The 22,067-nt window shown below is 46.7% G+C and carries 16 protein-coding genes; 5 read left to right on the forward strand and 11 right to left on the reverse strand.

Annotation, left to right across the window (positions count from 1 at the left end; translation table 11 throughout):
- Positions 1-495 precede the first annotated feature (495 nt).
- Positions 496-1,992 (reverse strand): aldehyde dehydrogenase, encoded by a 1,497-nt coding sequence (locus tag Q4Q50_RS16970; protein WP_063883406.1) that lies wholly within the window; start codon positions 1,990-1,992, stop codon positions 496-498.
- A 279-nt stretch (positions 1,993-2,271) separates the two neighbouring features.
- Between Q4Q50_RS16970 and aptA the strand changes: the two genes are divergently transcribed.
- The 4 genes from aptA (at position 2,272) to Q4Q50_RS16990 (ending at position 6,498) form a co-directional block, all read left to right on the forward strand.
- Entirely contained in the window at positions 2,272-3,636 is a 1,365-nt protein-coding gene (gene aptA / locus Q4Q50_RS16975) for an omega-aminotransferase AptA (protein WP_311900358.1), read from the forward strand.
- Between the two features lie 69 nt (positions 3,637-3,705).
- Complete coding sequence (locus Q4Q50_RS16980) at positions 3,706-5,196, forward strand: CoA-acylating methylmalonate-semialdehyde dehydrogenase (protein WP_311900359.1); 1,491 nt, start codon at positions 3,706-3,708, stop codon at positions 5,194-5,196.
- A 30-nt stretch (positions 5,197-5,226) separates the two neighbouring features.
- Positions 5,227-5,592, forward strand: a complete 366-nt coding sequence (locus tag Q4Q50_RS16985) for a cupin domain-containing protein (protein WP_107946772.1) — start codon at positions 5,227-5,229, stop codon at positions 5,590-5,592.
- A gap of 183 nt (positions 5,593-5,775) precedes the next feature.
- A complete protein-coding gene (locus tag Q4Q50_RS16990) occupies positions 5,776-6,498 on the forward strand; it encodes a TorF family putative porin (RefSeq protein WP_311900361.1) in 723 nt (240 codons plus the stop codon).
- 102 nt (positions 6,499-6,600) lie between these two features.
- On the opposite strand, the gene nagP is transcribed toward Q4Q50_RS16990, so the two are convergent.
- The 8 genes from nagP to Q4Q50_RS17030 form a co-directional block, all read right to left on the reverse strand.
- Positions 6,601-7,899 carry an N-acetylglucosamine MFS transporter NagP gene (gene nagP / locus Q4Q50_RS16995; protein ID WP_107950148.1) on the reverse strand — a complete coding sequence of 433 codons (1,299 nt, stop codon included), beginning with the start codon at positions 7,897-7,899 and terminating at the stop codon, positions 6,601-6,603.
- A gap of 317 nt (positions 7,900-8,216) precedes the next feature.
- Entirely contained in the window at positions 8,217-9,371 is a 1,155-nt protein-coding gene (nagX, locus tag Q4Q50_RS17000; protein ID WP_311900362.1) for a transmembrane glucosamine N-acetyltransferase NagX, read from the reverse strand.
- A gap of 137 nt (positions 9,372-9,508) precedes the next feature.
- Positions 9,509-10,645, reverse strand: a complete 1,137-nt coding sequence (gene nagA, locus Q4Q50_RS17005; protein ID WP_311900363.1) for an N-acetylglucosamine-6-phosphate deacetylase — start codon at positions 10,643-10,645, stop codon at positions 9,509-9,511.
- Between the two features lie 70 nt (positions 10,646-10,715).
- A complete protein-coding gene (nagB-II, locus tag Q4Q50_RS17010; protein WP_006084998.1) occupies positions 10,716-11,714 on the reverse strand; it encodes a glucosamine-6-phosphate deaminase NagB-II in 999 nt (332 codons plus the stop codon).
- Between the two features lie 17 nt (positions 11,715-11,731).
- Positions 11,732-12,667 carry an N-acetylglucosamine kinase gene (nagK, locus tag Q4Q50_RS17015; protein ID WP_311900364.1) on the reverse strand — a complete coding sequence of 312 codons (936 nt, stop codon included), beginning with the start codon at positions 12,665-12,667 and terminating at the stop codon, positions 11,732-11,734.
- Positions 12,668-12,890: 223 nt separating this feature from the next.
- Positions 12,891-15,689: a beta-N-acetylhexosaminidase gene (locus Q4Q50_RS17020; RefSeq protein ID WP_311900366.1), complete on the reverse strand. Its 2,799-nt coding sequence runs from the start codon at positions 15,687-15,689 to the stop codon at positions 12,891-12,893.
- A 28-nt stretch (positions 15,690-15,717) separates the two neighbouring features.
- Positions 15,718-17,205 carry a methyl-accepting chemotaxis protein gene (locus Q4Q50_RS17025; protein ID WP_311900368.1) on the reverse strand — a complete coding sequence of 496 codons (1,488 nt, stop codon included), beginning with the start codon at positions 17,203-17,205 and terminating at the stop codon, positions 15,718-15,720.
- Positions 17,205-18,272 carry a substrate-binding periplasmic protein gene (locus Q4Q50_RS17030; protein WP_311900369.1) on the reverse strand — a complete coding sequence of 356 codons (1,068 nt, stop codon included), beginning with the start codon at positions 18,270-18,272 and terminating at the stop codon, positions 17,205-17,207. Before Q4Q50_RS17030 ends, Q4Q50_RS17025 begins: the two co-directional genes overlap by 1 nt.
- 496 nt (positions 18,273-18,768) lie before the next feature.
- Between Q4Q50_RS17030 and Q4Q50_RS17035 the strand changes: the two genes are divergently transcribed.
- A complete protein-coding gene (locus Q4Q50_RS17035; protein ID WP_311900370.1) occupies positions 18,769-19,680 on the forward strand; it encodes a sulfite exporter TauE/SafE family protein in 912 nt (303 codons plus the stop codon).
- A gap of 135 nt (positions 19,681-19,815) precedes the next feature.
- On the opposite strand, the gene Q4Q50_RS17040 is transcribed toward Q4Q50_RS17035, so the two are convergent.
- Positions 19,816-20,469, reverse strand: coding sequence for a putative 2OG-Fe(II) oxygenase (locus tag Q4Q50_RS17040; protein ID WP_311900371.1), 654 nt, complete (start codon positions 20,467-20,469; stop codon positions 19,816-19,818).
- Positions 20,470-20,488: 19 nt separating this feature from the next.
- Positions 20,489-22,018: a tryptophan halogenase family protein gene (locus Q4Q50_RS17045; protein ID WP_311900372.1), complete on the reverse strand. Its 1,530-nt coding sequence runs from the start codon at positions 22,016-22,018 to the stop codon at positions 20,489-20,491.
- Positions 22,019-22,067 lie beyond the last annotated feature (49 nt).

The following is a 22,067-nucleotide window of genomic DNA, read 5'->3' on the forward strand; positions in this document are numbered from 1 at the left end:
GTTGCAACTGTGACCGTTGGCGGCATGGATGCCGTCGTCGAGCCCTCAGGGACGAGTTTATGGCGAGTCACAGGGGAAACAATGACAATTCATGCTGCAAACTGACAACAAAGTTATCTTGCTTTGGGGCAATAGCTTTTTCGCAGAACGGCAGCGAGAGGGTTGGTTAGGATTGGCATTGTTGTAACAGTGACCGTTAGCGACATGGCCGCTTTTTCACATCCCTGTGAACACGGCATATACACTTCCGTGTGCTGTAGATGTTACCGTCGAGCCTAGAGGGATTCTTCTTTTTAAATCTAAAGACCGCGAATCACAGGGGAAACAATGACAATTAATGCAGCACAACTGACGATTCAATGATCTTGCTTGGGGTAAAGACGCCCTAAAAATAAAAACCTCTTTCCATGTAATATGAAAAGAGGTTTTAGTATTGAGCGAAAGCGGCTCCTTCTCTTATATAGACAAAAAAGAGCGGTTATAAAAACAGAACGCTTATAGCACGATCCAAGTCGCTTTCAGTTCTGTATATTTGTCGAAGGAGTGCAGAGATTTATCTCGGCCATTACCTGACTGTTTATAGCCACCGAACGGCGCTGTCATATCGCCACCATCGTAATGGTTGATCCATACCATGCCAGCGCGCAGGGCTTTGGCGGTTTTATGGGCCTTACTAATATTCGATGTCCACACGCCAGCGGCTAAACCGTAAATAGTATCGTTGGCGATTGATATCGCTTCTTCCATGCCATTAAATTCAATGACAGATAACACAGGGCCGAAGATCTCTTCACTGGCAATCTTCATCTGATTGTTTACGTTAGAGAATACCGTTGGCTGCACATATACACCACCCGTATCGGCCATGACTTGGCTGCCACCGTGGACTAAGGTCGCGCCTTCATCTTTACCTGCTTTAATGTAACTGAGTACTGTGTCTAACTGTTGTTTATCGACAACGGCGCCGCTCACAGTGGCAGGGTCGAGTGGATGACCCGGATGCCATGAGGCTAGCTCCTCTGCAATAAGCGCGATAAGCTCATCTTTCACCCCAGATTCCACCAGCAAACGTGAACCTGCGGTGCAAACTTCACCTTGGTTAAAGGCAATGGCTTCGGCGGCAGCAACAGCAGCGGCTTTCAGATCTGGCGCGTCATTAAAGACGATATTGGGGCTCTTGCCTCCGGCCTCTAACCACACGCGTTTCATGTTCGACTCGCCAGCGTAAATCATTAATTGCTTAGCAATTTTTGTCGAACCTGTGAACACCAGCGTATCCACATCCATATGTAGGGCTAAGGCTTTACCTACGGTATGACCAAATCCTGGCAACACGTTTAGTACGCCTTGTGGGATCCCAGCTTCAATGGCGAGTTGCGCCATACGGATAGCCGTTAAGGGTGACTTTTCTGAGGGTTTTAACACCACACTGTTACCAGTGGCAAGTGCAGGCCCGAGCTTCCAACATGCCATCAGCATTGGGAAGTTCCAAGGCACAATTGCAGCGACAACACCGACAGGTTCGCGGGTGATCATGCCTATTTCATTGTGAGCGGTTGGTGCGAGTTCATCGTAAATTTTATCAATCGCCTCGCCAGACCAGCGAATCGCACGGGCGGCGCCCGCCACATCCACCGCTTTAGAGAAACGAATAGGTTTACCCATGTCGAGGGTTTCTAACAATGCGAGTTCATTGGCATTTTCTTCGAGTAATTCGGCGAAACGTATCATCACTTGTTTGCGCTTTACTGGAGACTGCTGCGACCAAACACCGGAATCGAATACGCTGCGGCCATTGGCAACCGCAAGATTGGCATCCGCAAGATCGCAACTCGCCACTTTTACCAGTAAGCGGCCATCGATAGGGCTAATACAATCAAAGGTGTTACCCGAAACGGCATCTTGGTATTCGCCATTGATAAACGCCTTCCCATTAATAGACAGGCTGGCAGCAAGACTTTCCCATTCGCTGCGTTTCTTCGGTGTGCTCATGATGACCTCTTAATAGTTCGCATAGGTGTGGTTTATCGTTCATCGACAAGAAATAGTGATCAGTGACGACATTAGCGCAAATGCTACACATCATCACAGTCGTAATCCGAGCTTCAGATTACGCTGTTTGAGCAATAAAATTCAATATTTTTTACAAAAATAGCTTTTTTGCCACAAATAACTGCACACAGCTCTTCCATGTTCATTATTTCTAACATAGCATAGCAAATATTAGCCACCCTAAAACAAGACCTGAAAATACAGGACAAGGTAGACACTATGGCCGATTTGCCGCTCAATTCCTCAAGTGATGCTTCACATCAATCTTCAACTGAGCATCCCTCACTTGAACATTTCTGGATGCCTTTTACCGCCAACCGCCAATTCAAAGCCAACCCGCGGTTACTCACCAAAGCGGAAGGCATGTATTACACGGATATTAATGGCAATAAGGTATTAGATGCTACCGCCGGTTTATGGTGTTGTAACGCAGGCCATGGTCGCAAAGAAATCAGCGAAGCGGTCAGCAAACAAATTAAAGAGATGGATTACGCGCCCTCCTTCCAAATGGGTCACCCCATCGCCTTTGAACTTGCCGAGCGCTTAGTCGAGCTAAGTCCTGAAGGATTAAACAAAGTCTTCTTTACTAACTCAGGTTCTGAGTCCGTCGATACAGCACTTAAGATGGCACTTTGCTATCACAGAGCCAACGGTCAAGCCTCACGCACTCGCTTTATCGGGCGCGAAATGGGTTACCACGGTGTCGGCTTTGGCGGCATCTCTGTGGGTGGGTTAAGCAATAACCGCAAAGCATTTAGCGGCCAATTACTGCAGGGCGTCGATCACTTACCTCATACCTTAGATATCCAAAATGCGGCATTTACCCGTGGACTCTCACACTTTGGCGCTGAAAAAGCCGAGATATTAGAACAGCTTGTTACCCTGCATGGCGCCGAAAACATTGCCGCCGTAATCGTTGAACCAATGTCGGGTTCAGCAGGGGTGATATTGCCGCCACAAGGTTACTTAAAACGTCTGCGTGAAATCACTAAAAAGCATGGCATCCTACTGATTTTTGATGAAGTCATTACCGCTTTTGGCCGCGTTGGCGCCGCCTTCGCGAGTCAGCGTTGGGGTGTTATTCCAGACATTATCACCACGGCTAAAGCCATCAATAACGGTGCGATTCCTATGGGCGCAGTGTTCGTGCAAGATTTTATCCACGACACTTGCATGCAAGGCCCTAATGAACTGATTGAGTTCTTCCACGGCTACACCTATTCCGGTCATCCAGTCGCTGCAGCGGCGGCGCTTGCCACCCTATCGATTTATGAGAATGAGCAATTATTCGAGCGCAGTTTTGAGCTTGAACGCTACTTTGAAGACGCCGTGCACAGCCTCAAAGGGTTGCCGAATGTGATTGATATTCGCAACACAGGGCTAGTTGCTGGGATTCAATTCTCCCCTAACGCTCAAGGCGCGGGTAAACGGGGTTACGGCGTGTTTGAACACTGCTTCCGCCACGGCACTTTAGTGCGCGCCACGGGCGACATCATTGCCATGTCACCGCCACTGATTGTCGATAAACGCGAAATTGACCAAATGGTTAATAGCCTAAGCGATGCCATTAACGCCGTTGGATAATAGCGCCAGCTGTTCGTTCCACTCTCACATTTAACACCCCGCTGCGGCGGGGAACATCAAAGGTTAACTATGCTCAAGATCACTCACTTTGTTAATGGTCAGCACACACCTGCCAGTACCAGAACCCAAGATATTTTTGAACCCGCCACGGGTGAACTACGTGGCCAAGTCTCACTCGCAAGCGAAACTGAAGTGGGTGAAGCCATCGCAATAGCTAAAACCGCCTTTGAAACATGGTCGCAGGTGACACCGCTCAACCGCGCTCGAGTGCTATTTAAATTCAAAGCTTTAGTTGAGCAGCACCTAGATGAAATGGCGCAACTTATCACCCGCGAGCACGGCAAAGTGATCGACGATGCTAAGGGCGAGTTGATCCGTGGTCTCGAAGTGGTCGAATTTGCCTGTGGTATTCCGCACTTGCTAAAAGGTGAACACACCCAGCAAGTCGGTGGCGGCGTCGATTCTTGGTCAGTTAATCAAGCTTTAGGTGTTGTCGCAGGCATAGCGCCCTTTAACTTCCCCGTGATGGTTCCCATGTGGATGTTCCCAATCGCGATTGCCTGCGGTAACACCTTTATTATGAAACCCTCGGAAAAAGACCCAAGCTCGGTGATGCGTATTGCCGAGCTGCTTAAAGAAGCGGGTCTTCCCGATGGCGTGTTTAACGTGATTAACGGCGACAAAGAAGCCGTCGATACCTTACTCACCCATAAAGATGTGCAAGCGGTGAGCTTTGTGGGCTCTACTCCGATTGCCGAATACATCTACAGCACAGCCTCTAAACATGGCAAACGCGTGCAAGCCTTAGGCGGCGCGAAAAACCATATGTTACTCATGCCAGATGCGGATTTAGATCAAGCCGTTAGCGCCTTAATGGGCGCAGCTTATGGCAGTGCTGGCGAGCGTTGTATGGCGATTTCAGTCGTACTAGCGGTAGGCGATGTGGGCGACGCGTTAGTGGAAAAACTGCTACCGCAAATCCAAAGCTTAAAAGTCGGCAACGGCCTGACGCCAGAGATGGAAATGGGTCCGCTGATCTCAAAACAGCACCTTGCCAAGGTCACCCAATATGTTGAAGCCGGTGTGCAAGAAGGCGCAGCGCTGCTGGTCGATGGCCGTAAACTGAGTGTTGAAGATCATCAACAGGGCTATTTCCTTGGCGCCTGTTTGTTCGACCACGTCACGCCTGAAATGAGCATCTACCGCGAAGAAATCTTTGGCCCAGTGCTGGCGATTGTGCGCGTGAAAGATTACCCGACGGCGCTTGAGCTGATTAACCAACACGAATTTGGCAATGGCACGGCGATTTTCACCCAAAGTGGTGAAGCGGCGCGACATTTTTGCCACCACGTACAAGTTGGTATGGTTGGGGTGAACGTGCCGATCCCGGTACCAATGGCGTTCCACAGTTTTGGCGGTTGGAAGCGATCACTCTTTGGGCCGCTGCATATGCATGGACCAGATGGCGTGCGTTTTTATACCAAGCGTAAGGCAATTACTGCCCGCTGGCCCGTGGGTAAACAGACTCAAGCCGAGTTTGTGATGCCAACGATGAAATAGCCGAATGTCAGCTCAACAAGGAAATCGCAAATGACTTTGAGTATCAACGCCATTATTCGCTTTGCTACGGCGCAAACACCCGTCGAGACCTATCAGTTACCGACGGAAAAGTTGTTAGCAGGCAATCCAACTCAAGGGCTAGAGAATCATTATTCTAGTCCTTGTGATCAATTTCACAGTGGAATTTGGCAAAGTGAATCAGGCGCTTGGAAAATAAACTACACTGAATACGAGTACTGTGAAATCCTCGAAGGGATAAGTGTTATCACAGATCTTCAAGGTCAATCGCAGACGTTCACTGTGGGTGACAGGTTTATTATACCCGCGGGTTTTCAAGGCACTTGGGAAGTTGTGGAACCCTGCCGCAAGGTTTACGTCATTTTCGAACAAAAGTGAGATCAACGAGGCTGATGTTAGCCTCAAAAAAGCTAAGTTATCTTAGCAATAACTCGCCATGAGGTCACAGCAACGGGTTTTCCTAGGCTGTTGTTTGGCAAACCAACGGATGCACTGGCGCAATTGAATGAGCATGGCCGCCAGTAACACGTCCGAGTCAACAAAGAAAATGGGAGAAATACCGTGTATAACAATCTGAATAAAAAACGGCTGGTACAGCTTGTCGGACTCGCGCTAACCACGACCCTATTCTCCGGCATGGCCGCCGCTGAAGTAACAGGGGAAATTAGTCTCACTAACGACTATCGTTTCCGCGGCGTTTCACAAACCGCTGGCGATCCTGCCCTGCAAGGCGGTATTGATTGGAGCTTCGACTCGGGTTTCTCTGTCGGCGCTTGGGCAAGTAACGTGGATTTTGATGAGTCAGGTTATAACGGCCCTGCTATCGAATACGATTTCTATGTCGCCTATGGTGGCGAGATCAACGAAGATCTGACCTACGACATTACCCTTAACCGTTATAACTACTCTGGCGAAAGTGACATTGGCTATTTTGAAGTCACGGCTGGCATGGATTATAAAGGCTTTCGCGCCGCTTACTGGTACACCAATGACTACGGCGGTAGTGATTTAGACTATCACTATGCTGAGCTTAACTATTCCTATGAATTTGTTGAGAACTGGAGTATCGATCTGCACTATGGTTACAACGTTGGTGATGCATTGGATGACGGTGAAGGCTTTGATAGCTACTCAGATTACTCTGTTGGCGTATCGACTGAACTGTCAGGCTTTGGGCTTTCTCTCGCTTGGTTAGGCACAGATCTTAGCGGCGATCAAAAGGTCTCTGATGGCGCATTCAAAACCTCAGATACCGTGCTTGCTAGCGTAAGTTACGCGTTCTAATTTGGCCTTAGTATAAAGTTCGGAAGAACCGCTTAGATAAACTAAGACACAAAAAAGCCCTCATCATCGAGGGCTTCTTTTTAGCTATTCAAGCTGACTGGTCTACCAACTACGCATCTTATGGCCTTTCACCGCGTAGAACAGGATGAACAGATAACAGGGCAACATCACAATATAACCGCCCTGCATGCCCATATCAGTCGCCGAGCTCATTAAGCCCCAAGACACTGGACCAAAGGCGCCACCAGCAATCCCCATGATGAGAAGCGCTGAACCTGTACTGGTCAATTTGCCCATCCCAGACAATGCTAGCGGCCATACTGCAGGCCAAACGATCGCATTGGCTAAACCAAGGAAGGCAATCATCAACAGGGTGTCGGGCAGCGCAACGCCACCAAAAGGCACTAACACAACATTGGCGATAGCGTAGGAGTTATTGTCGCCGAACAAAATCCCGCATGTCAGTAACAAACCCAGAATAGCCGACACCATCAAAGCCTTAGGCTGTGAAATAAAGCGAGGAATTAATAGGATACCGAGTGTGTAACCTAGCACCATACACACCATAGTATAGGAGGTCATCACCCCGTAATGTTCAACCCCGAGTGATAGCGCAAAAGTGCCGATAGTGTCACCAGCGATCACTTCCACCGCTACATACACAAACAGCGCCAGCACGCCAAAGGCTAAGTTAGGGTGTGATAGTGCCGCTTTAAGTTGGCCTTTATCGGTATTTTCAGCCACTTCATCTTCATTGGATAATTCTGGTAATGGGGATTTTTTTACCGCTAGCGCTAAAATACCGATAAAAATCGCCATGCCTAAATAAGGGAATACTAGACCGTCGGCCATTTCTTCAATTTGTACTTGGGTCAGCTCAGTACCAATGCGGTCTTTAAAACTGTCTAAAATCAATGCAGAGAACACCAAAGGCGCAATCACACCCGCACCTTTATTCAAAATACCCATCACACTGACACGGGCAGCGGCGGATTCTTCAGGGCCTAAACGCACCACATAGGGGTTAACCGCAGTTTGTAATAGAGTTTGGCCCGCGCCCATCACTAATTGAGCGAAAAGGAATAAGGCAAATATTTGGGTTTCCGCGGCGGGGATAAACAGTAAACCCGCCAGCATCATTACGCCCATGCCAATCGCCATACCATTCTTATAACCGACTTTGCGAATAAGCCAAGCGGATGGCAAGGCAGTAAAGGTCACTGCGATATAAAAAGAAAACAGGATCAACGACGCTTGAAAGGGATTGAGTTGCAATATTTGTTTCAAATACGGCATCAAAGACCCATTCAACCAAGTGGCGAATCCGAGGATGAAAAAGAGAGCGGCCACTATGGCCATAGGGAGAAAGCTGCTTTTTTGCTGGCTTTTATCGAGTGTCATTTCCATAAACCTGCTTCTTATAGTAATTAATTATTGAGGTGATAACGGGGTTTACATTAATGCCTAAGTTCCCGAATATCCGTATCGCGACTCGTCCGCAATGGCTAATGTTATCATCCAAACGCACCATTGTTTCAGTGATGTTAAAACAAATAACACAAAAAGACAACGCTGTCATTTAATAAATTCTCGCGAATATTCCCTCGTAATCATCAATTGGCCGATAGCTAAGTTGTAACTCACATCCAGAAAATAATGTAAAAAAAGCCGCAGACACTGAGTGCGTGCGGCTGATCTCAAGCTATTAAGCCAACTGACTAAATTCTGACAAAAATATTGCGGCGATACATCCAATATAAAACCAGCCACTGCACCGCAAGCAAGCTGATAACCGCAGCTAACGCTTGAGCGCTTTCAGGCAAGGCCAGCACTAAGCCGCCAAACACGCTTTGAGCGATATATTTCCAATCCACTAAGCTCGACGCTAAGTAAATAATGATGGCGTTCGTGCCTATCACCACGAAGAAAAATGCGGATTTTTGCCACTTAAGCACATCGACTAAGGCATAGAATACCGCCAGCAGTATCATGCTCCAGCCCGACGTCACCAGCACAAATGAACTGGTCCACAGCTCTTTATTGACCGGAATAACAAGATCTAACAGCCAACCTAAGGCTAACAAAATGCCACCCGCAGCGGCGAGCAATCCCACTTTAGCCCACTCACCTTTAGGATGGGATTTAACAATAAAGTGGCCGACAAACACACCCGTTAACGCATTGACTATGGCGGGAATAGTCGACAGTAATCCCTCTGGATCGGGCGTGCGTCCCTGATAGCTCACGCCGGGTAATAAAATCGAATCGACATAGGCATTGATGGATTGCGTTGGCGAGAGCACGCCGGCCTGTCCACCAGGGAAAGGCAACCAAAGTTGCATTGCGCCATAACCAAGCAAAATGCCCAAGGCGACGATAATTTGGGTTCGTAGACTCGTGTGCCACACCAATAATGCGGCAAAAAACCATGCAAAGGCGATTCGACCTAACACACTGGCATAGCGAATTTTTTCAGGATCGGCAGGCGCGCCAGTTCCCCAACCGTGATTGTATAAAATGCCTAGTAACAGCAATAAAAAGAGTCGTTTAATCCCATGACGATACACAGGTAATCGCTCCTTCATAGGTAATTTATCTAAACGTTTAGGGGATAAACCTAAGGCCACACCAGAGAGGAAAATAAACAGCGGAAAAATCAAATCGTAGAAGTGAAAACCATGCCATTGGCTATGGTGCATTTGTTCATCGCCCCATTGCCAACCTGCCCAGCCCGTTAGAATAAGCAAGCCACCAAACAAAGCCTCACCGCCCAAAATCCAAAACATATCGAAGCCGCGCAGTGCATCCAGCGACATCAACCTAGGTTTATTCACCTTTACTGGCGCAATTGCATTTGTCTGTGTCGTCCCCATGCCATCATCCTTTATTATTGTTATTAAAAGCTTTTAGTAAAGTTGAGCAAAACTAATGCTGTACAATAAAAAAACTTAGCCCCTGTCATCAAAATACGACAAGGGCCAAGGTTAACGCTTTGCTGACTCAACGCACACTAAGGGCGAACATAAACGGCATTTCCAGCAATGTAGTTTGCCTGCACTTTGTTGTGCGCATCGAGCAAGACAAAATCAGCCCTATGCCCCAGTGCTAAACGGCCAGCTTTATGGTCAATCCCGAGGAACTGCGCGGGATAAAGCGCCGCCATTCTCAAAGCTTCCGCCAAAGGCAAACCCAACAAGTTGACGGTATTATTGACCGCAGTCGCCATATCGAGCACACAGCCCGCCAGCTCACCTGTCACGGCATTTAATCTGTCACCGACTCGCAGCACTCGAGTACCAAAGAGCTCGAAGCTAGTCTCATCGTCCATACCGACAGGCGGCATAGCATCGGTGACTAACATCATCTTGCCCCTCGGTTTTGCCCGTAGTGCAACCTTTGCCGCCGCTGGGTGCACATGGTGACCGTCGACAATCAAACCACACCAAGCGGTTTCACTCTCAATCGCCGCGCCAACCATGCCCGGCTCACGGGAGCCCAGTGGTGACATCGCATTATAAAGATGGGTAAAGCCCGTCGCGCCTGCCGCTAATGCTGCAACTACAGTGTCGTAGTCGGCATTAGAATGGCCCAAACACACCTTCACGCCCGAAGCGACAAGCGTGCGGATCACCTCTGGCGACACATTCTCTGGCGCAAGCGTAACGACTCTAATTCCTAAGTCTTGGCGACAAAATACCGCGAGTTCAGCATCGGTTATTTCGCGAATAAAACCCTGCGGATGCACACCTTTTTTAGGCACAGATAAATGCGGCCCTTCAAAATGCACCCCTAAAACGCCAGCGCTACCTTTGACTAAAGCTTCGGCCACTGCGTCGGCGGCACTCGCCATCACGCTAACATCATCGGTGATAAGTGTGGGTAAAAATCCCGTGGTGCCAAAACGCGCATGGGCACGGCCGATAGTTTCAATACAATTCACACTCGGATCGGTATTGAATAACGCCCCGCCACCGCCGTTCACTTGCACATCGATAAATCCCGGCACCAGCGTTCCGGCTTGGCGGATTTCCTTCGCGCCAGAGACTGTATCAAACGCCAGAATGTGCCCGTCTTCGACAGTCACAGGCACATCTTGATGGAAATATTCACCATCAAAAATACGCTCGGCGATCAGGGTGATTTTCATCGCGAACCTCTTTCAATAAACAATACGAGTAACTTAAGGCTTAAACCTAAACCGCTTACCGTTAGTCAGCTTAAAGCGTTTGGGTCACTTTTTTAAGGCCAGCCGGTTGATCAGGGTCAATACCGCGGGCAATCGCAACCGCAGCCACGTCGATATAGAAACGTTGTAATAAGGCTAACGGCGCCACACGTGGGTGAATGTCGGTCGAGGTTTGATTCAGATGCACTAAATCGGCGCCGCGTTGACTCACGTTTTCAATCTGTTCGATGTGGCTAGCGTAAGATTCATCGCCAATACACACATCAACGATAGTGAGTTTTTTCTCAACTAAGGTCACAGGACCGTGGAGGAACTCGGCGCTACTGAATGCTTCGGCATGGATTGAACACACTTCTTTTAACTTAAGCGCGATTTCCTTAGATACCGCATAGCCTAAACCACGGCCGAGTACGACTAAGTTCTTCACGTCGGCAACAGATTCTGGCGTGAGTTGTGGCTCAGCGTCCACCGCCGTTTGCAGCGCTTGGGGTAAAGAAGCGACGGCGCTAGCAAGCGATTCGCTTTGAGTCCAAGCGGCGGCAAGTTGTAAAATCGCCGACAAGGTCGCGAGGTAACTCTTAGTCGCGGCAACGGCTTTTTCTTCACCTGCACGTAAAGGTACAACCACATCGACGATATCTTTAATCGGTGCGGTTTCATCATTCACTAAGGCAACACAGAAAGCGCCGGCATTTTTTGCCATACGCGCCTGCGCCAAAATATCAGGGCTACGGCCAGATTGTGAAATCACAATCACTAATGCGCCTTCGAGTTTCAAGGTCTTACCATACACACTCGCCACTGAAGGGGCGGCGGCAAACGTCGGTACGCCCGCTTCGATTTCAAATAAGTACTTAGCAAAAACACCCGCATGATCCGATGAACCTCGACCAACGATCATTACAAAACGGGGATCGAAGGCGCGCAGCTTTTCACCTAACTGCTGCATGATTTCAGCGTTAGCTTCTAACTGACCAGCGATTTTTTGCGGTGCGGTGCGAGCTTCTTGCTCCATAATAGTGTTTGTCATGTCTTTTACCTTCACGTTCAAATACAGGATTTGGCTTCAGTGCCTATTTGCACTGACAACGACTTATTAAATTCTTGCTGGGCGAAATACATAGCACCGAGTTCGGGTGGTGCTAAGGTTTCTGAAATTTTGGCGACCACATCGGCACCGAGCCAGGCTTGTAAAGGCTCTGCAAGGCCACCGATCATCGAAAAACGCACCGGATTTAGGCTAAATAGCTTACGCGCCATGTCGCTAATATAATCTGCGCCCTCTTGCACTATCGCCGTCGCGACCGCGTCACCTTCACTGGCGCAATCGAGCACACTTCTGGCTAATGCGGCATAGCAACTTGATGATTTACCGGCTAGATTTTCGACAATGCCGAGCGCATCGGTGACGTTAAAGTAGCTCAGCAGCATACCGGTTAATCGGGTTGGTACGGCAAAGCCATCGAGTGCTAACAACACGTGTTCGGCGGCTTTTAATCCCAGCCAAGCACCGCTGCCCTTATCACCTAATGCAAAACCATAACCGCCAATACTCAAGCTGGTATCACCAACATGGGCATAACCGCAAGAACCCGTGCCCGTGATGATCACTGCGCCATCGGCACCGCGGTGGGCACCAATACAAGCCGTATGCAGATCTGTGGTGACATACATGGCCGCAAAAGGATGCTGCCAGTTGATCACGTCTTGATATAACCTAGGGACATTTACGCCAGCAAGACCAAGACCCGCCACCAGCAAGTGACTATCGCTCTCGTTCATGCCCGCATCCAGCAACGCCAGGCGAGTCGATGCTTCAATGGATTCAAATGTTTGTATGAGACCATGCAGTGGATTTGCACGCCCAGCAACACCTGTCCCTAAAACGGTACCGTCTGCGCAGTAGATGGTGGCTCGACATTTACTGCCGCCGCCATCTACACCTATAAACAGTTGTTGATCTTTTGTCTGGACTAACCCCATGACACCCCTCTTCAGCTATCAATGCAGCGCTACCGTTGCTTATTATTTGCCGTTAATACAGCGCTCAACTTTAGTTAACTCAATGTTACAGCAAGAATGACAGCGTTGTCATTTACTTTTTTAAGTGATTTATGATCTAAAATCAAATTTAGGCAATCACTGACACATAAAAACAAAAAGGCTGTATTTTATCTTTAAAATACAGCCAGATATAAAAATCGATTTAGTTAACGATTAAACTTCGGCCTTTACGAATACCATCGGCAGCTATGGCACGGACCTCAATCGGTGCAGTGACCGCCTGCCCCGCTTGATAAGCTTGCCATTGGCCATTTAAGCTTCGGTATTCCAGTTTGAGTCCGGGATAGGCGATATTAGCAAACAGTTTACCGTCACGGATCTCGGCGCCGACCGTCGGTACGCGATAATCAATCCCCGCTTTATCTAGCTTAACAAACTCTTTATGACCTAAGGTATTCGCAAGTTGTTGCCAATCCTTTGCCTGTGCATCACGCATGGCTAAAGTAAAAGCGCCCGAACTTTGGCTATATACAGCGCCTTGATATTGATAAGGCACTTCCCATGCGGCTTGATGCCAAGCACGCTCAGCCAACATCAACAAACGCGGGAACACCATGTATTCGATCGTATCGTCACTGCGAATCGACTCACTCCAAACCTGCCCTTGCAAACCAGTAAAAGGTTTGCCTTTCTCCCTTGGACCCGAGATTTTTTTACCCGCCTCATCAAGTTTTATTCTGTCGTCCGCTTCGAACGGCTGATTTTGAATATCGGTCCATTGCTCGGCATTGGCGGCCAAGTTATCTGGCATAAAGCTAAAGACTTTATGGCTGTTGGTCGCGCGACTCGCCCAGTAATAACCATGCTCCTTAGGATCGGCCTCATAGGGGAAATCAAAGTACAGCACCTCAGGATTAGAGAGCACGGTTTCCCAACCAAGATTCGCCTGCTGATTGGCGCGCTCATAGCCTTTATGGGCAATCACATCCCAAATATTAGACTGCACTTTAGCGGGCATATTCTCAGGGCGAACATGGCTCATACCATCGCTCCACCCCGCAGATTCAATGCCTTTGGCCGCTAACATAGTCGAAATTCGCTCGATAAAATAAGCGCCTAAGTCATCTATCGACTTAACGCCTTTATCGTTATTGGCGACAAATGCTAAACACTGGGGTGATTGTTTCCAAGCTCCCGCCGTTTCATCGGCACCAATGTGGTAACGCGTCAATGGTTGACCCGCGGCTTGGTGTAACTTGGCAATTTCATCAATCACTTTATCGACAAAGTGATAAGTCGACTCCATACACACGTTAAGCGTATTGTCGTCGTAATATTGCACTGAAGAATAAACTGTTTTGTCGTTTGCATCGGATAACAAATATTGCTCAGCTGCAGTGGTTTTCCCTTCAGCTTGCAATTGACGAGCTCCCGCATCTAACGCTTTTACCGCTGTGCTAGCTTGATGTGCCGTTTCCTGCACAGGGACAACCTGCACTTTGCCCGTGTTTTGAAGCTCTACGTCTTCAGCCTGTAATCGACGAAAACGCGCATCCATCGCTTTAATCGCGGCGCGGCTATGACCCGGCATGTCCATCGACGGGATCACCTGAATTTGACGCTCCTCGGCATATTTCACTATGTCGATATAGTCTTGTTTGGTGTAATAGCCATTGACGCTTGTATCGCCAAACGGCCCACTGCCTAACTGCGGTAATAAGCAGGAATTTTCATCTAAATCATGGCAACGTTTACTGCCAATGTCGGTTAATTCAGGCAGACCATCGATTTCTAAACGCCAACCTTCATCGTCAGCCATGTGTAAATGCAGTTTATTGAGCTTATAAGCCGCCATTTGGTCGAGCAAATCCAGCAACAATTGTTTGCTGTGGAAATTACGTGCCACATCAATGTGCATACCACGGAACGGATAACGTGGGGTGTCTGCAATGGTCATGGCATTCACTTTCAGCGAATTCACATCCACAAGGCTTGCTAATGATGACAAACCGTAAGAGAAGCCCGCCGCATCATTGGCAGCGATCACAATTTCAGTTGGCTGAATATCTAAGCGATAACTGCCCTCATCCCCTTTTTGGCTGGCAAATTTCACCGTAATGCCACTCGCAGATTCAGCCACACCCAGGCGAGCTAAACGTGCCAACGCCGCCGCAACTTGACTCTTTTGCTCTGGGTTATCTTGCTGATATTCGAGCTTAATACCACCAGCAAGGGATACTGGTGTATCGGTTGAATGGATCTTCACCTTTTGTGGCGTTGGGATAATGGTATCCACAGCCAAGGCGGCATCTTCACTCACGCTTTGATTGTCTTTAAATAATTGCGCGGCATCGGCTGGTGCGAGTTTATCCGTTTCAGTGCGTTGATATTGGGTTTTAAAATTCGTCAATCCTTCAACATACGGACGCGTCTCTAAACCCGTTTCGGCATCTTTACCCACTTGAGTGCTGGCGATAATGACGGGTTCTAATCCTTTTGCTGCGAGGTAATAGTTTGGCATAACGTCGGTTTCAGCCAATTGCCACGGCTCACCACGGAATGTCAGTTGCTTTTTCTCGCCCTTAATAAATCCCTTAAAAGCGGCCGTTGGCGTAATACGATGTAAATCGCCTTTAACGTGCGTTATCGTCAATTCACCGCTTTCAACCGATTGCACTGGGCGCATTTGGCTTAAATAAATTTCCCAATCCTGGCTGGCTAAATCCATACCTGGCACGAAATCAATTTGAGCGACAAAACAGCGACCATCGGCTTTATCTTTTAGGCACTTATCGTCTGGCACATTGGTCACGACACGGTAAGTTACGACTAACGAATCCCCGAGTTGTTGTAACTGCGCTTGAGTTAATGCGTCCTGAGCTTGCTGTGTTTGAGCCACAGCCTTATCGGCTGACGCTGCGGAAGACGTCACAGGCGCCTCGGAACAGGCCGTTAATCCTAAAGCCAGTAAAATGGCGCTTGCTGAAAGTGTTTTTTTCATGATTATCCTTATCTAGCTCCAGAAATGGCTACAATCTGAAGGAAGTTACTAACGTCCGCAGTCTTTCCCCTTGGTGAAACAGTCGCTCGCTCGAGTGCGCTAAGTGCTCGCTATCGAGTGAGGCTGAACCTGAGACATTGGCAAGATCATTTAACGTACGAGAAATCGCTTCGGTGACGCAGGTTTGCTCCTGCGCCGCATGGGAAACTTCGATGTTCATATTACTGATATTTGAGACTAAATCAGTCACTTTAGTGAGTACTAACTTAATTTCTTCCGAGCGGTTTACGCCCTGAGTCGAGAGGGCTTGGCTCGCTTGCATCACAGTGACCGTTTCAGCCACACGGCTCTGAACCTGCTGGATCATTTTCTGTATTTCACCTGTGGCTTGTTGAGTTCGGCTCGCCAGCGTGCGCACTTCGTCGGCCACCACAGCAAAACCGCGCCCTTGTTCACCCGCCCTTGCCGCTTCAATAGCAGCATTAAGCGCCAGTAAGTTGGTCTGCTCGGCAATACTGTTGATCACTACGACCACTTCATCAATCTTTTGGGTTTCTTGCTGTAACTGTGAGACGGACAATGCCGAGCGAGCTAATTCAGATGCCAGCTTGCGGGTAATGTCTAATCCCGAATCAAACTGACGTTGACTGTCATCGACCGCTTTATCGGCTTGACTCGCCGCATCCGCGGTGCGCTTGGCATTAATCGCAACTTCGTTAGCACTGGCGCTCAGCTGAGTTACAGCCGTCACAGCGGCCTCGGTTTCTTTTAGTTGGGTTTGCACGCGATCATTGTTGGTTTGCGACAGTGAACCAAGCGCTTTGGCATCGCCCAGTAATTGCCCTGAGGTTTCGTGCACTTTGGAAATCGTGCCGTGGATTTGCTCTACAAAACCATTAAATGCCTTAGCAAGCTGACCAATCTCATCTTGACTCTCAACCGGTAATCTGTGACATAAATCACCGTCACCGCTGGCAATTTCTTCCATAGCGCGAACAACATTCTCCAGTGGATTAATCACTAAACGTTTAAGAATAATGAAGATCACAAATAAACTACCACCAAGAATTAACAACGCCTGCAAGAAATAACCTAAGAGTAAATCTGACAACTGAGCGCGAATGGGCAACATAGAAAACTGAATGGCCAATTGGCCCGTTGGGTTACCTTGGTCAGCAAAGTGAATTTCACGTTTTACTAGATACTCATCGGCCACAGTTTGAGCCTGTTGACTCTCGGCGAGCACTTTACCGCGATGGTCGCTCACGACAATATGATAAATCTGCGCAGATTTAAGCATCACAGATAACACTGCACAGATCTGCTCATAGTCGTAGGTGAAGATGGGCTGCGCCATAGTGACTTGCAAATTGGCGACGGTATTGTTTTCAAACTCAGTTTCACTGGCAGCCAATTTATCGCTCGCCAACCAGTAAGATACGCCGAACAACACGCTGACTATCATAAAAATCGCTGCTGCTAAGCCAATCTGTACTTTTAAGGCTAATGTTTTCATTATTTTGCACCTTGCATACTAAAGAGATCTAACCATAATTCTTTGCGTTCTATTGGCGTTAACGGGCTTAAATCCGGCGTATCCAGGCGGATAATGACCCTGTGTTCAAACTTTGCCTCGCGGTACAGTTGCTCAATTTTTAGCTCGCGATTGAACATCTCATCAAAAGAGCCGTCGCTGACCATACTTTCAAGCCCAGTTAAAATGGCCGCCGCAAGTTCGGGGCGCTTAGGGGACACAAAGAAATAAGCCGGCGAGCGATATTGCAGCAGAATATGGCTATCAACCTTAAGTGCGGGATCGGGGTGACTAGCAAGTTCTTCACCAATTTCCTGGGCGCCGAGGGCAAGATAATCAAAACGCCCACCTTCCAACATGGGGTATAGATTGGTGTACTGATAACTCGTGATGACGGGTAATCCATTGGCTTCTAAAATCGTGGCATCGGGCCAATAACGATTTTGTCCCGCCTTTAACTGCCTAAAATCCGCCATGGTTTTCACCTTGGCAAATCGCGTTTCATCCGCTTTACGGATAATCAACAGTCGATTACCGAGTAACCCTTTAAACAATGGAATGCGAACGGGAAGCACAGTTTCTTCTAATTCTTTTGAGGTCATGCTCCAAAATACATCGACTGTCCCAGCGAGTGCTTCTTCGACCTTACGTTTTTGATTCATCTGAGTCGACATTTGCTGTACTTGATAGCCGCGATCCGAACGGCGCAGTGCTTCCTTAAGTAAATTTAACTGCCAAGTCTGTTGTATGGTGGTGACGATTGTTTTTGAAATCGGTGGCCGAGTGTTAGAAGCATCAGACTTAATGGCGTCAGAGTCAGATTTAGAGTTTGAGTTTGAGTTTGCAGCGAAATGACTTGAGACGGTATCGGCAGCAAAGACAGTGAAGGAGGCGGTCGTCGAAACACCCGTCAATGCTAGGATGAAAGATGACAAGCAAACAGCTCGTTGAGTGATAATGAGTACGGACGTTAGTGTAAAAACAGGACGAATGACACTCGTCATGCCCGTTGCAATGACGCGCATCGCAGCCGTTAAATGAATCGCCATAAATTGCAGCCTCTTTTTATGATCTGGTTTTTACCAGAGAGTTTTATTGATCTATGCCGCTAACGTTCAAATGCTGAGGTAGGCATTGAAGTCATATTGTAAAAACACCCTAAAAAAATGGCTGGGCACTGCTTACAGTACCCAGCCCACGCTAGTTTCTGGGGAGAGACTATCAAAATATCAAAGACAAACGTATAGCCGCCCGACAGCAATACTCCTGCCAAACACATGAAAAGGAGACCTCATCCTCTCATGCAGACCTTACAAACAACGTATCACACAAGCAGATGACAGCGTTGTCATTGTTAAAGTACACAAGAAAGAACAGGATTTCTACATTTTTTTGACAATTATTGTTATTTTTTATGAATAGACATTTTAAGTCATTATTATTCAATGACTTAAAATGTTTAATTTATTTACTCAAGCTTATGTGACAACGTTGTCTTTCATTGGTAACATGGCGATAACATGACAAAGATCACGGTAGCTATCGATGAGTCCCCTTAACACATTAGTGCCCAGTAATACCCAATCTGCTCCGCGCTTAACTCGGCACTACCGAAACCTCAGTTTGATATTGCTACTTTGTGGAGTTTGGTTATTTTGGGCGAGCCATTTTCATTCGCCATTTGATCTTATCCAAGAATATGGCCGCTTTATTTTTCTGGGTATTACAGGAGCGATATTTGCCAATGCGACGGGAGCAGGCGGTGGCGTCATCTTTATTCCCGTTTTTTCGAGCCTCAACTTTAGTGAGTCTCAAAGCATCGCGACTTCATTTATGATCCAATGCTTTGGTATGACAGCAGGCGCGATTTCATGGTCACTGCATTATCAAAAACGTCACCGAGAAGATGTCACCTGGTCTGGTTTTGTGAAAGCAGCATTACTTGCCGCCTTCTTTTCAGTATTAGGTTTCTGGAGTAGCCAATTACTACAGCTCAATGCGCCCTCTTCGCTACACACAAGTTTCAGCATTTTCTCGATAATACTCGGTATTGCCATCATTCTCAGTAGCAAAAGAAGTACGCAAATAACTCGCGCTATAATGCCGATTGATTTTCTATCGCTCGCTCTCATTGGTTATTTCGGCGGTATTATCACAGCTTGGTTATCGGTAGGCGTCGGAGAATTAGTGGTGATTTATCTGATGTTACGGGGACTATGCGCCAAAATGGCAGTCGCCACCGGCGTTGTTGTCTCTGCGATTACCGTTTGGTCGGCAAGCCCTATTCATATCTTTTCAACAAATAGCCAAGCCCTCTTTGAGTTAGTGTTATTCGCAGGCCCGGGCGCCGTTATCGGGGGATTACTTGCTCGCAAATTAGCGCTATATCTCCCAGTAAAAGTATTAAAACTCTTTTTCTCCATTTGGATCATTTTGACGGGGGTTGTTATGCTGTAACATTTTTTATGCTACAAAGTTAAAATAGACGATGAAACTAAATAAAAAGCACTATGCCTACTGATAGAATTTAATTACATTATTTTAAATACTACTTTCTATAAGAATAAAATTAAATAAAGTTTGATTACACCGTTATTTATTTAATGGTGGAAAGCCAACTTCAATAACTAAGCATGTACGTGGTAAGTGGCTCTTGTGTACAGTTGTTCCATGTAAAAATCTTGCGTCATGACAAACAAGTCGACCTGTTTTTGATTTGACAATATATTGCTTCTCAGCCGGGTATTCGTGACAATGATCACCCCGCATAATGCTGTTATCTTTATCATTAATAAAAACCAAGTCTGCACTTTCATCTGGCACATCGGTATAATATATTGCAACTAAATGAGGAATAGTCCAATCGTTATTGGCATGCCTATGGGCAATTGCATCACAATTATACTCCATCCTATTTGCCCAAGTTCGGTGATACTTAAGCTTTTTAATATCTCGAGTATTCTGAAACCCTAACAAAATAGCAGATTCAAATATACGCCTTAAAATCCAATCACCTAAAGGATTGGTTTTGAAGTTTAATAATTGTGGAATTGGATGGGTTTTGTAAAGATGTGCAGTTGATAATGCCCGTCCCCCTTTCGCATCAGGAACGTTCCCTTCATTGATCACATCAGGAAGTGAAAACAGCGTTTCAAGTGTACTGTATGTTTCGTGTTTCCCCTCAAAACTATCATATTCGTCGAAATCAAACACACAAATAGCTTGTTCAAATACAGGCACTAACATTTAATATCCTCATGACTATCTACTTAAGCGTCTTACCTTCAACAGCGCGCATTAATCCTTCCAACCATTCTCTATGATTTAAGAGTAAGGTTTCAGCTCGCCCAACTAAGAGGTCATTATCAGAGAAAAGTGTCTCACAATGTTTAATTTCTTGCCGAGATAAAACTGAATGATTTGTTTTAAATTTCATTCCATATAAAACATACAAAAAATTCTTATGATCAAATAAATCAAAACGACTAAAAAAGTCAGACTGATGCGGAGGACGTAATTTGAATCTAGCTAAGCGCTGTTTTAACTCAAATGAAATAGTATCCTCTTTTTGATTATCTAACCAAAATGATGAATCTTTCCGGTCAGAAATACAATAGTGCAACTTAATGAAGTCAACAACACGCTCCCAAACATACGTAATAACACTATTATAATATGAAGTAGAGACGCTAATATCCTCTATAGTTCGAGGGAAATGACGAGCTAACAGTTCAGCAGAAAAATCGGAAACTAATATAGATGTCGCCTCAAGTGGCTCAACAAAGCCTTGGGCCAATCCTAAAGCAACACAGTTTTTATGCCAAAACTCCTTCCTATAACCAATCTCCATCGGAATTTTCCGCGGCTTGAATTGAACTTTATCGACTTGTAAGTAATCAGCATATAACGTTAAAGCCTCCTCATCACTCATATGCCGACTTGAGTAAACAAAGCCAGTTCCGCGACGTGTAGTGAGTGGAATATCCCATATCCAACCTGCCTTATGGGCTGTCGCAGTTGTATAGGGATTGATATTTTCTCTTACATTCAGAGGTACTTGCTGCACCAAAACAGTATCAGTCAGTAACTCACTTGATTTACTTTCAAAAGGAACTTTCAGTGCTTTATCAATTAGGATTGAAGAGAAACCACTACAATCCACATAAAAATCAAAAGCTAATGATGAATTATCAGCAGTGATTAAATGTGAAATCAGCCCAAATTGATCCCGCTCTACTCCAACAATAGTGGCAAATTGATGCTTAACATTAAACTTTTTTTGTGCGTTCTTTGCTAATAAACCTGCAAACTTTAATGCATTAAAATGATAGGCATAAGATAAGGCCCCATCATAGTCTCCCGAGCCTTTTAGCTTAGGGGATAAACCTAAGTCACAAATCCTTGCCTGAATGCCAACATCATCAAATGGACGTTGACTCGCGTGAGAAACCCAGTAACTTGAGACATCAATACCTGCAGGGTAAGGGGCATCGAAAGCATGATAGTAATGGTTGTCTCCATGCACGTTTTTATCGAGCCAATTAACAAACTTGATTCCTTGCTTAAAAGTCGCATCACAAGCCAGCAATAACTCTGCTTCGGAAATGCCAAACCGCTTCAATCCCTTTGCTAGATATGGAACACTTCCTTCACCGACACCGATTGTTGGCACATCTAACGACTCAATCAAAGTAATCTCTATTTCAGGATCATGGCACAACTCAGCCCCAAGGTGATTTGCAGCTAACCATCCGGCGGTTCCGCCTCCTATAATTGCAATACGTTTGATTTTCATAGTGTTTGTTTACCTATAAAAAAGCCCAGTCAAGACTGGGCTTTTGAAT

The sequence above is a fragment of the Shewanella scandinavica genome (assembly GCF_031932065.1).
Taxonomy (GTDB): domain Bacteria; phylum Pseudomonadota; class Gammaproteobacteria; order Enterobacterales; family Shewanellaceae; genus Shewanella; species Shewanella baltica.

Bases quoted from the DNA above. Each gene is read 5' to 3' on its own strand.
- Q4Q50_RS16970 (WP_063883406.1), bottom strand. From the start codon at position 1,992: ATGAGCACACCGAAGAAACGCAGCGAATGGGAAAGTCTTGCTGCCAGC.
- aptA (WP_311900358.1), top strand. From the start codon at position 2,272: ATGGCCGATTTGCCGCTCAATTCCTCAAGTGATGCTTCACATCAATCT.
- Q4Q50_RS16980 (WP_311900359.1), top strand. From the start codon at position 3,706: ATGCTCAAGATCACTCACTTTGTTAATGGTCAGCACACACCTGCCAGT.
- Q4Q50_RS16985 (WP_107946772.1), top strand. From the start codon at position 5,227: ATGACTTTGAGTATCAACGCCATTATTCGCTTTGCTACGGCGCAAACA.
- nagP (WP_107950148.1), bottom strand. From the start codon at position 7,899: ATGACACTCGATAAAAGCCAGCAAAAAAGCAGCTTTCTCCCTATGGCC.
- nagX (WP_311900362.1), bottom strand. From the start codon at position 9,371: ATGGGGACGACACAGACAAATGCAATTGCGCCAGTAAAGGTGAATAAA.
- nagA (WP_311900363.1), bottom strand. From the start codon at position 10,645: ATGAAAATCACCCTGATCGCCGAGCGTATTTTTGATGGTGAATATTTC.
- nagB-II (WP_006084998.1), bottom strand. From the start codon at position 11,714: ATGACAAACACTATTATGGAGCAAGAAGCTCGCACCGCACCGCAAAAA.
- nagK (WP_311900364.1), bottom strand. From the start codon at position 12,667: ATGGGGTTAGTCCAGACAAAAGATCAACAACTGTTTATAGGTGTAGAT.
- Q4Q50_RS17020 (WP_311900366.1), bottom strand. From the start codon at position 15,689: ATGAAAAAAACACTTTCAGCAAGCGCCATTTTACTGGCTTTAGGATTA.
- Q4Q50_RS17025 (WP_311900368.1), bottom strand. From the start codon at position 17,205: ATGAAAACATTAGCCTTAAAAGTACAGATTGGCTTAGCAGCAGCGATT.
- Q4Q50_RS17030 (WP_311900369.1), bottom strand. From the start codon at position 18,272: ATGGCGATTCATTTAACGGCTGCGATGCGCGTCATTGCAACGGGCATG.
- Q4Q50_RS17035 (WP_311900370.1), top strand. From the start codon at position 18,769: ATGAGTCCCCTTAACACATTAGTGCCCAGTAATACCCAATCTGCTCCG.
- Q4Q50_RS17040 (WP_311900371.1), bottom strand. From the start codon at position 20,469: ATGTTAGTGCCTGTATTTGAACAAGCTATTTGTGTGTTTGATTTCGAC.
- Q4Q50_RS17045 (WP_311900372.1), bottom strand. From the start codon at position 22,018: ATGAAAATCAAACGTATTGCAATTATAGGAGGCGGAACCGCCGGATGG.